The organism is Thalassobacterium maritimum (genome assembly GCF_031127805.1).
Taxonomy (GTDB): Bacteria; Verrucomicrobiota; Verrucomicrobiia; order Opitutales; family Coraliomargaritaceae; genus Thalassobacterium; species Thalassobacterium maritimum.
The window spans coordinates 1-10,871 of sequence record NZ_JARXHW010000078.1; the positions used below are offsets into that span (position 1 = coordinate 1).

5 protein-coding genes are annotated in these 10,871 nt (G+C 60.1%); 1 reads left to right on the forward strand and 4 read right to left on the reverse strand.

Going from position 1 to position 10,871, the window contains the following annotated elements; all coding sequences use genetic code 11:
* Positions 1-154 precede the first annotated feature (154 nt).
* From QEH52_RS18445 to QEH52_RS18460, 4 genes are all read right to left on the reverse strand, one after another.
* Entirely contained in the window at positions 155-526 is a 372-nt protein-coding gene (locus QEH52_RS18445; RefSeq protein ID WP_308952430.1) for a cupin domain-containing protein, read from the reverse strand.
* Between the two features lie 37 nt (positions 527-563).
* Entirely contained in the window at positions 564-815 is a 252-nt protein-coding gene (locus tag QEH52_RS18450; protein ID WP_425609299.1) for a YecH family metal-binding protein, read from the reverse strand.
* 170 nt (positions 816-985) lie between these two features.
* Entirely contained in the window at positions 986-1,615 is a 630-nt protein-coding gene (locus QEH52_RS18455) for a response regulator (RefSeq protein ID WP_308952432.1), read from the reverse strand.
* Between the two features lie 2 nt (positions 1,616-1,617).
* Entirely contained in the window at positions 1,618-3,498 is a 1,881-nt protein-coding gene (locus tag QEH52_RS18460; RefSeq protein ID WP_308952433.1) for a sensor histidine kinase, read from the reverse strand.
* Between the two features lie 487 nt (positions 3,499-3,985).
* Here QEH52_RS18460 and QEH52_RS18465 point away from each other — a divergent pair, with 487 nt between their 5' ends.
* On the forward strand, positions 3,986-10,633 hold the full coding sequence (locus tag QEH52_RS18465; protein ID WP_308952434.1) for an immunoglobulin domain-containing protein: 6,648 nt from the start codon (positions 3,986-3,988) through the stop codon (positions 10,631-10,633).
* Positions 10,634-10,871 lie beyond the last annotated feature (238 nt).

The following is a 10,871-nucleotide window of genomic DNA, read 5'->3' on the forward strand; positions in this document are numbered from 1 at the left end:
TCGTTTTTGAGCGTTCCGGTGGGGCAGCTTTGAACTGCCCTGGCAGTTTCAAATGTGCCTGTCGCCGCCCAGGGGGCACCCGCGTCAGGCATCCTTCGCTTCGCTCCGGACGAGCGTGGCTCGCCATCTCCCTGCTGTCGCACTGCGTCTCTTTTTATAAGGGTTTCACCACGGTGAGGAGCATCTTAAACTTTTCGGCTGCGTCGACTGCGTGGGGGATATTGGCTGGTAGCACGATGCTTTGTCCGGCGGCGACTTCTTGGGACTGGCCATCAATGGTGAGTATGCCTTTGCCGTCGAGGACTTGTACCAGCGCATCGCCAGTGGAGTGGTGGGTGCTCAGCCCTTCGCCTGCTGCAAAGGCAAAGACGGTGAGGTTTAAATGCTTGTTTTGCGCCAGTGTGCGACTCGTGACTTGTCCTTCTTGGTAATCGACCAGCTCGGCCAGCGAGAGTGCTTCCGCTTTGGGCATGTTTTTGATCATCGGCTTGGCCGCTGGTCGTAGGGTGCTGTTTTGTAGGTCCATGATAAAGAGTTGAAGCCCCGCAACTGGCTGCGGTGGACTAGTGGTTACAACGATTCGCGGGATCGAAGACGAAGGCATCCGGGGTGCCGGTAAACTTATCTTTTGCCCAGAGTGTTTCAATCAGCTCGCTGGCAGTCATGCCGCCCCCAGAGCAAATGTAAAAACGCGCCTCTAGGCCGAATTTTTCGTCGATGGCCGCTCTGAGGCTTTGATTGCTGTAGCTTTCGCCCGATTCAATCATCATTTCAAGGACTTCGTGGCCGTGGTGTTCGATGTTCTCTATTTGCATATTCATAATTAAATACATTTTATTCTTTTATTTGCAAGTGCTATTTAATTGAGAGTGTGAAATGGGGACGTCGAACTCTCTATAGTTGCTTTAGGTTCGAAGCTTTTAAGTGCTGCGTTGGAGCGGGGTCTAAAGAGCCCCGCTACTTTGGGCGTTGAGCGTTCTCAACTTTATAAGCCGAGTCGGGTGGCGTACCATGAGGCTTCGGCGCGGGTGGAGATGCCGAGCTTGCGGTAAATCGCTTTGATGTGGCTGGCTACGGTGGTGGGCGCGATCCCTAGCTGGTCGGCGACCTCGCTGTTGCGGTATCCGCGGGAAATGAGTACGAGGGTTTCTTTTTCGCGCTCGGTTAAGAGCTCGTGGTCGGCTTCGATGGGGCCGGTGCGCTGAAAGTGCTCCATGATGCGCTTGGCGATCGAGGGCGAGAGCGCGGGGACGCCTGTGCTGAGCTCGCGCAGCTGTCGACTGAGTTGCTCGGCGGGGTGCTCTTTGAGCAAATATCCCTGTGCGCCTGCGGAGAGGGCGGCGACGATGAGGGCGTCGTCGCCCATGATGGTGATGATCACGCAAATGGTTTGCGGGCTGCTGCGTTGGATGGCTCGCAGGGCGTCCAGGCCGGAGCCATCGGGCAAGGACAGGTCGATCAGGGCGAGGTCGAACTTGGCTTTTGCGCTGGCTGCTCGGCTGCTTTTTAAATCGGGGGCTTCTGTGATCTGACAGTGGGGGAATGCCTGGCTCACGATCGCGTTGAGCCAACGGCGATTGTCGGCCTGGTCTTCGATGATGAGGCAACTATTCATTTTTAGGAGGGCGAAGCGTTACAGGGAATCTCTATGCGTAAATAGGTAGTTCCCTCTAGGCTGCTCAATTTGAAACTGCCGTCAAGTGCGTCGATGCGTGCTTGGATGTTGCCCAGTCCATTGCCTGCGGGGGAGGTCGCGGGATCGAAGCCCTTGCCATTGTCACGAATTTCTAGCTGCAGTTGATTGTCTGTGGTCGTCAGCTGGATGGCCACCTGCGTGGGCTGGGCGTGGCGTATCGCATTACTCACAGCCTCGCGTAGGATCGAGCGCAGGGCATGGCTGAGTTGATGCGAGCTGACTGCCGGCAGCTCATCGGGGGCGGACCATTTAAACTCAATGCCGACCGCTTCCAGGCGTTCGGCGGTTTCGAGTCTGAGTTCGGCCAGGGTGGTGGCCAGTGTCTCGGCGCATTCTGAGGATTGATTGATGACGGCCCGCAGGTCAGAGAGTGAATCGCGAATGCGGGCGTCTTTGGTGGCGTTTTCCGAGCTGTGCAGTGCGCTGAGTAGTTGGGCGCCGATATTGTCGTGCATGTCGCGTGCGATCCGTGTGCGCTCCTCGGCGACGCCTTTTTCGTAGGCGGCCAAGCTGGCGAGTGCATGCTCCAGCATCGAGACGAGTTCGTTGGCCTGTGCGGCGTCGCGGGGGTGGAAGAGTGCACGTCCGCCACGGGCGTAGCGCAGTTCCAGTCCGGGAAGTCGGCCGACGGGCGGCAGGACCATGGTCAGACCATCGTCCTGTAGCTGCACCTGCGTCTGTGGCTGGCCGGTCGCTTGAGTCATTTCCAAGGGTTCAAAGACGGAGTGAATGACTGCACGCCAGCGATCGACCTCGTTTTCGGTGCCTGGCGGGGCCAGTGCCACGTCCACCACGCGTTGAAACAGGTCAAAGGTGTCCTGCGAATTGCGGGGGGCAAATCGTTGCCACAGCCAAGCCCGTGCGGGGAGCCAAACGAGCCCGCAAATCAGTAAAGCGACGGCCAGTGAGGTGCCGGTGGAGAATTGCAGGCCATAGACAAAAAACAGATCCATCACCACTAGGAGCAGCACCGCGAGCGCCCAGGCCATGACGCGCCGCCACCACTCGCCCAGATCGAATAGACGGTAGCGCAAGATCCCCAGCGCCAGTCCACCATAGACCAGTAGGAAGAGCAGAAAGGCGTAGCCCTGGATGGGGGAGGTATCGATGCCGAAGCTTTGCGGCAGTAAGATGAAAAAGCAGAACACACTGGTGCCGACCACCCAAGAGAGCAAAAACCACTGCAGCTTGGCGCGCTCCAGCGGATGGCGTCCACTGATGCGCCAATGCGCGCCGGCCAGCACAAAGGTCGCCAGCACCCCGAGCAAGACCAGGAAGCGGCGGGCAAAGGTCATCGATTCAAAGAGGCCGATCTGCTGGGCCACAAACCAAAGTACAAAGAGCGCCACCACCGAGGGACCGACCCAGCGCGGGGCAATGCGGCGCGGATAGACCAGCAGCAAGGCGACGAAGCTAGCGGCAAAGAGACTGCCGCCGAGGAAATTGAGATCGCTGGCCCATTGCAGCAGGGTGCCGGGCACTGCCAGTTCACGCGTGGTGTAGGTCGCCGCCGCCGGCGCGAAGAGTAGGGTGGCCGCCCCGCTCAATAATAGATAGCGCGCGCTGGCCTCGCCGGGTCGAAAGGCAAACACCGCCGCGGAGACCAGCCAGGCCACTAAGCCGACCAGGCATTGCACCCAGAAGTCAACGGGCAGATCCAGCAAGGGCCGGCCGGCGGGATCGGGCTGCACGATAAAGCGCTGCCCGTCTGCCGCGATGAAGCTGAGCGCGGGCGCGGCCTGCATGCGGGCCAGCCGATCCTGCCGCTCCAGAAAGCGCCGATAGCTGGCATAGTCGCCCATGGCCCCGTCCGGCTCGACCGTGAGGTCGAAGGCGCTGAGTTCCAGCTGATCCTCCTCGGTTTCGGCCCGGACCAGAATGGTGCCGGGGGGGATGTCGGACGCGGGGCCCTTGCTGGCGCGCACCCGTGCGCCGCTGCCCGTGTCGCTCGGGGCCAGTTTTAATCCCAGCCAGGGCTGTTGATGAGCCAGTAGAGTGACGAGCAGCATCACCGCGATTCCCAGAGCCAGGGCTCCGGTCAATAGCGTCAGCGGTGGAACTTGTCGTTGTGGTAAGGTCTGGGAAGAAGCCATGCGCGGATAACTAGCTGAAAATCCTCTGTTCAGGGGATAGCCCGATCTCGAGTGAAAAGATATGATCAAGCCTTACGCTAATTTCATCTATAAGCGTCAAGAATTCTTTTCGTTATAGCAGAAATAACAGTCCGTCCTCGCTGCGGGTTGCGTGCGCACGCACGGCGGTATGACTACCTAACGACAAACCACTACCATGCAACGAAACGCCCTCTTCACGGCCGTATCTCTATTCGCGACTGTGTCGCTCTCGACCACTGCGCTACAAGCGGCACCGGACACGGTCGATACCGCTTTTGCCAACACGGCAGGCCAATTCTTTGAGCCAGCCGAATATGGCGGCGTCGCCTCGGTGCTGGTGCAGCCGGACGGCAAGATCCTCTTTGGCTCCAACGAAATGCCCGCTGTGCTTGATCGTGGCACGCCCCAAGCGACGCCGCTGGCGCTCCCCTTGACCCGTTTCAATCCGGACGGCTCGGTCGACAACACCTTCTTTGCCGACAATAACGTGAACGGATCCGACTCCGGCATCTACTACGACAGCAACGGCTGGCCTGAAGTCCACGCACTCGGTCTGCTCTCGGATGGCAAAATCGTCGCCGCGGGCGTCATGCAGGGCGTGCGCACGGGCACCTATAGCAATCCCGGCACCTTTCTTCAGTCCAATTCAATCGTGCGCTTCAATGCCGACGGCACCATTGACACCAGCTTTCAAACCGCCGGCACCTATGGCTGGCCCACGGGCGGCTTCAATTACATCGAGGACGTCACCATCCAGCCCGACGATAAAATCATCGCGGTGGGTGGCTTCGGCGGCTTTCGCGATTCGTCCACGGCACCCTTGACCACTCGCTACGGCATCGCCCGCTTGAATGTGGATGGCTCGGTGGATACTGGCTTTAATGTCGACCCCAGCGAATTTGGCGCGCCCACAGGGGCGTCCGCGCTGCGGGGTTTCTTTGGCGCAGCCGCCTTGGATGCTTCGGGTAAAATCTACGTGACTGGTTATTTTGAGTGGGGCTATTCCTATCCTGCGCCCAAGGTTCATGTTTTGGCCCGCCTGTTTCCCGATGGTCGGCGTGACCCTTCTTTCAATCCCACGCTGCCCAGCAATCTGGAGGAAGTGCGCGGTGTTGTCGTCGAACCGGACGGCAAGGTCGTGGTGCTCGGCCAATACGAAAGTCCCACCAGCTCGTCTTGGATGCTGCGCCTGAATCCGGACGGCTCGGTCGATCCTTCGTTCACACTGGATCCAGCCCTTGGCGTCGTTGCGGCACGTCCACTCCAGCGCGATCCAGCGGGCAAATACTTACTCGTGACCAGTCAAAACAGCACCCGCGACCGCTTGGTGCGCATCCTCTCCGACGGCTCACTCGACCCGACATTTAATGCAAGCTCGCTCTGGACGGATCACCCGACCACCAATCCGGAGGCCGGTTATTTCTCGAATGCGATCACCGCGCCCAATGGAAAAATCTACTCCGGTAGCGCCTTCGACTCGGTCAACGGCACCCCCACGGTGAAGCTCGTCGCCTTCGAAGGCGACAGCACGCCGGCCGCCCTCACCTGGTCGGCTTCGGCGCCCACTGTCACTGAAAACGCGGGTTCAATCACGCTCAGCGTGGTTCGCACCGGCCCTCTCAGCGGGGCGGCCAGCGTCCAATTCAGCACCACAAACGGCAGCGCCGGCGCGGGCGATTTTAGCGCCAGCTCCGGCACGCTCAACTGGGCCGACGGCATCGGGGGCGCGCAAACGCTGGTCATCCCGATCACGCAGGACGCGCTTTCTGAGGGCTACGAATCCTTTAATATCAGCCTCAGCAACCCCGTCGGAGATCCCATCGCGGGCTCGGCCAGCATTGCGGTGACGATTATCGACGATGAGGCATTGCCCGTCATCACCAGCGATCCGGTCGCCTTAAGCGTGAAAGAGGGCGAGCCGGCGACGTTTTCGGTCGGGGTTTCCAGTCCGGTTCCAGTCACGTATCAATGGCAAAAGGACGGCGTCGACATTCCTGGCGCGACTGCCGCCAGCTATACCATCAGCGCGACCAACGCCAGCTCGGCAGCCGACTACAGCGTCGTAGTCAGCACCCCCGCCGGTTCCGCACCGAGCGGGGCGGCCCGCTTGACTGTGATTCCCCCCGCCGCGCAGCCCGATGCGGGCGTGACGCTCACTGGTGTCAGCACGCCCGTATCTTTTGAGATTTTGACCGACGGCTCACTGCTGATGTTGGATGGCAATTATTCCCTGGGCTACACTCTGCGCAAAATTGATGGCAGTAGCTTCACAGCCGATCCCGGCTTTTCGGTGACCGTCACGCCCGAGAGTGGCTACGGCGCCAGCTCGGCCTATCCTTCTCCGATTCCTTTGCCCAATGGACAGTTCCTCGTCACGGGTTTCTTTTCTGAGGTCAACGGCAGCCCGCGTCGCCGCCTCGCACGCATGCATGCTGACGGCACACTCGATACCAGCTTTGTGCCCTTCTTCAACAGCGGCAGCTTCCCGGTCAACGAATACACCGGCTATTTCAACGGCTTGAGCGGCGTCCACGTGGGCGACAGCGGAACGGTCTACGCCCTCGTGCGCAGCAGTAATCAGGGCAACCGCCTCTTCCGTCTACTGGCCGACGGCTCCGCCGATCCGGACTTTAGCATCGCTTACAATTATAGCACCAATAGCAATTTTACGGCCCTGCAGGAGCTGCCCGATGGCTCGATTCTCATTGGTTACACCGCCGGTGGCTACGGTAGTCTCTGGCGCGGCATCCGGCGGGTGCTACCCGATGGCAGCTTCGATCCCGACTTCCCGCATTTCACGACCAGTCAAAACGTGACCGGCTTTGCCCTGATTGGAAACGACCGCTTTGCGGCGATTCATGGCAACTTGTTGACCATCCACAATCTGGAGGACGGTGCTCTCTTGGAAACGCATACATTCACTGGCACTCTCACTTCCATTCAGCCCTATCGCGGACGCTTGTTGCTGACCGGAGCGACCGCTTTCAGTTCGATTGATTTGCCCGGCCTCGCGCTCTTTTCGCTCGACGGCACGGTCGATGACAACTTCCCCGGTGGTGCCGGACCGAACGGCGTTGTGACGAATGCCCACGTCGACGACCAAGAGCGTATCCTGGTGTCCGGCTCCTTCACCACCTGGAATGGCGTGAGTGCGGCCGGATTTACCCGCCTGCTGGTCGAGCGTCCGGAAGTCGGTTTTGCGCTGAGCGGCGCGGCTCTCTTTGAAGACGAAGGCTCGCTCAGCCTCGAGCTCGTTCGCTACGGCGACCACACGCAGGCCGCTTCGGTCCGTGTCCGTAGTGTGGATGGTACAGCCGTCGCGCCCGCCGATTTTACCGCGATCGATCAAACGATTAGCTGGGCCGCGGGCGATGCCAGCTCGAAGACTGTGAGCCTCACGCTAGTCGACGATGCGGCGATTGAAGGCGACGAAGACTTTAGCCTGCAACTCTCCGATGTCACCGGAGGCAGCCTCGTCTCCGACACGTTGACCGTGACTCTCTACGACGATGACTCCCTCGCGCAGATCACCGAGCCGCCTGTCGATACATTTGCTGTGCTCGGTCAGTCCGCCACGCTTAGCGTCACGGCGACCAGCCCCAGCACCATGAGCTATCAATGGTATTTCGACGGGCAGCCGATTGCCTCCGCGACCGATGCCACTTATAACATCCCCTCGGTTGCCGAGGCGAATGAAGGCAGCTACAGCGTGCGCATCAGCAACGACTACGGCAGCCTCGATTCCGATGAAGTCTCGCTCACGATCATCCCCGATCCGGCCGCGCTGGTGAGTGGATACACCGGTATTACGCTCAACAGCGGCGTCGTTGCGCTCGATGCCGCGCCCGATGGCAGTGTGATCATCGTCGGCGGGTTCACCGATGTGGGCGGCCATACAGCGATCGACTATGTGGCCAAAGTCGATGCCAGTGGAAATCTCGATACCAATTTCGTGCCAGCCGCGATCGCGAGCGGTTCCGTCCATGACGTCGCTTTGCAAGACGACGGAAAGGTCGTGATCGTCGGCTCCTTTTACACCGTCGGCGGCCTAAGCCTGCGCGGCATGGCCCGTCTCAATGCCGACGGCTCACTCGACACCGACTTTGCCAGCAACATTGCTGCCGGCACCACCGGCGCCGCCAATGCGGTCGATATTCTAAGCGACGGACGCATCGTATTCGGAGGCAGCTTTACGTCATGGAATAATCAATACATCGGTGCCTACAGCGCTGCGGTGGCCAACGCCGACGGCAGCTACGCGGGGGCCATGTCGAAAAACGACTCGCAAACGATCCGAGCAATCAAAGCACTCCCCGATGGGGGCGCTCTGGTCACAGCCAGCACCACTTCATCCTCGCGGCAAAAGGTCTACAAGTATGATGCCAACTTAGTGGGCCAGAGCTTCACCTATTCATCCGGGCGCACCCGGGTGGATGCGATCGACCTCGCGCCCGACGGGGACTATCTCTTCGCCGGAAACAGTCAGGTGCTCAAAATCAATCCCGATGGCAGCACCGATCAATCTGCTTCGCTCTACAATGCCACCGAGATTGCCGCTCAAATCAACGGCAAATACATTGCCGCCGGGACTTACGGTAGTGGGCGGACCGTGCGCTATCTCTCGAACGGCACGGTCGATCCTTCCTTTTCGGACGGCACCGGTTTCAACAGTTCCGTCCAAGATCTCGCGATCCGCACCGATGGCAAAGTCTGGGTCGGCGGGAACTTTACCAGCTACAACGGCAGCGCCGTCAGCTATCTTGCGCTGCTCAATGGCGATCCCATCCCACTGGCTTTGACTGTCCAGCCCGCCGCGCTCATGGTAGTTGATCCGGGCGAGGACGTTACCCTGAGCGCCGCAGCGGTCGGCACCTCGGCCCTGAGCTACCAATGGTTCCACGATGGTGATCCGCTGGTCGATGGCGCAGGCATTGCCGGTAGTCAAAGCGCCAGCCTGGTGCTCAGCGCGGTCGATGATTTGGACAAGGGCGACTACACGGTGGTCGTGAGCAATGAAGCCGGCACCCGCACCAGCGAGGTCGCGCAAGTTATCGTTTTGGGCGCTCCGCAGATCCTGAGTCTCTCCGAGGATGTCAGCCTGCTGGAGGGCAGTGCGCTCACGCTGGAAGTCGAGGCCCTCGGCGCCGGCACGCTCAGCTATCAATGGTATCGCGACGGCACTCTGTTGCCGACGCAGACTGCGGCCACACTGAGCATTGCCCCTCTCTCCGAAGCCGATGCGGGCAGCTACACCGTGGTGGTGAGCAACAGCATTGATGACACGCCCAGTGCCGGCATCGAAGTCGAGGTATTGGCCAATGCCGCGGCGATTGCACCGGGCTTTACGCCGCCCACAGTTACCGGTGGGGCCGTCAACCAAGTGCTGCCCCTGCCCAACGGACGCGTGCTGGTCGGCGGTCATTTCACCTCGATCAGCGATGGCGTGAATACCTCCGGTGCCCGCCTCGCCGTGGTCGACGAAACCGGAGCCGTCATTCCCGTGGCAGGACTCTCCGCCGATGGCTCAATCGAATCGTTGCGCCTACAGGCAGACGGCAAGATTCTGCTCGCGGGCGGGTTTAACAATATCGGCAGCAGCGCCCGCGGGAAGCTCGCCCGCCTCAATGCCGACCTGAGCCTCGACACGGTGTTCAATCCGGCTGGTCTGGTCGGCTCGTATTATGGAGCTTTCGATATTGCAGAGGAAGTCGGCGGCACGATCATCGCCGTGGGCTCCTTTACTGACTTCGGGGGCGAGACGACTGCCGACTATGCCGTCCGACTCAATGATGACGGTTCCTATAACAGCAGCTTCACCTCCGGCGCGAGCAGCTGGATCTATCGCGTCTTCCCACAGGCTGATGGCAAGCTGATCTTCAGCGGGTGGTTCGGTGCTTGGGGCGGCTCTGGAGATGAATATATTGCACGCACCGATGCTTCCGGAGCGCAGGATAGCTCAATCGATTACAACACCGGTTTCTTCTACACCAGCGATTCCTTCCAGCTCGCCAATGGCGATCTGCTCGCGGCTTATTACTATGGTAACAATGTTCTGCGCCTGTCCAGTGACGGTTCAGCGATCACTCCATTCCCTATCGGTGGTAATATTGTTGGAACTGTCCGCGCTTTTGCGGAAAGCCCCGCAGGCGATATTTATATTGGGGGCAATGTCAGCAGCGCCGCCGGGCTTGCCGCGAACGGTCTCATCCGCCTGGACTCGGCGGGCAATCGTGATGTCAACTTCGATACCGGGACCGGCTTTGACAACTACGTCAATGATCTCGCGTTGACCGACAGCGGCCGCATCTGGGCGGGTGGAGAGTTTACCACTTATAACGGGATCACTGCGTCCAAACTCGTGCTGCTCAAAGGTAGCGCCGTGAGCGCGCCCACTGATCCATTCGAGACCTTCGTCGCCTCGCTCCCCGCCAATCAACAAGGCGAAGACGACGACGCCGATGGCGACGGTTGGGCCAACTTGGTCGAGTTTCTCTTCGGCACCGCGCCCGACGATGCCTCCGCCGCGCCCGCGCCATTGCCCACCGGTTCGGTGCAAAGTGGCAGCAGCTTGAACAGCAGCTACGGCTTGTCCCTCGACACGGCCAAAAGCTACCGCGTGGTCGAAGTCGAAATTCCCGTCGATCTACAAGGCTTGAGCGTGACCCTCGAAGCCAGCCAGGATCTCAGCTTCAGCGGCGACGCCAGCGCAACCGAAGTCGGCACGCCGACCAATAACGGAAGCACCGAAATCCGCCGCTACGTGATCACCCCCGCAATCGACGACGCCGCCAAGATGTTCTGGCGACTTAAGGTCAGCCGTTGAAGCGCCCATTTGATTCCGTAGTCCTACATTGGATGTTCCCAATTCCGTAGCCTCGATCCTTCGGATCGGGGAGCGTCGTTTCGGCCTCGGCTACCGCAGCCCATGCCACCGCAGCCAATGCGGAGATTGGCGATCCCGGGGAAAGCCGTGCAGTCAGTATTCCGTGGTCCTACATTCGATGTTCGACGTTGGGCGTTGGATGTTCGACGTTCCCTCCCTTTTGCCTCGGTTCTCAGAA

Excerpts from the sequence above, each read along its gene's own strand:
- QEH52_RS18445 (WP_308952430.1), bottom strand. The coding sequence starts at position 526 with ATGGACCTACAAAACAGCACCCTACGACCAGCGGCCAAGCCGATGATC.
- QEH52_RS18450 (WP_425609299.1), bottom strand. The coding sequence starts at position 815 with ATGCAAATAGAGAACATCGAACACCACGGCCACGAAGTCCTTGAAATG.
- QEH52_RS18455 (WP_308952432.1), bottom strand. The coding sequence starts at position 1,615 with ATGAATAGTTGCCTCATCATCGAAGACCAGGCCGACAATCGCCGTTGG.
- QEH52_RS18460 (WP_308952433.1), bottom strand. The coding sequence starts at position 3,498 with ATGGGCGACTATGCCAGCTATCGGCGCTTTCTGGAGCGGCAGGATCGG.
- QEH52_RS18465 (WP_308952434.1), top strand. The coding sequence starts at position 3,986 with ATGCAACGAAACGCCCTCTTCACGGCCGTATCTCTATTCGCGACTGTG.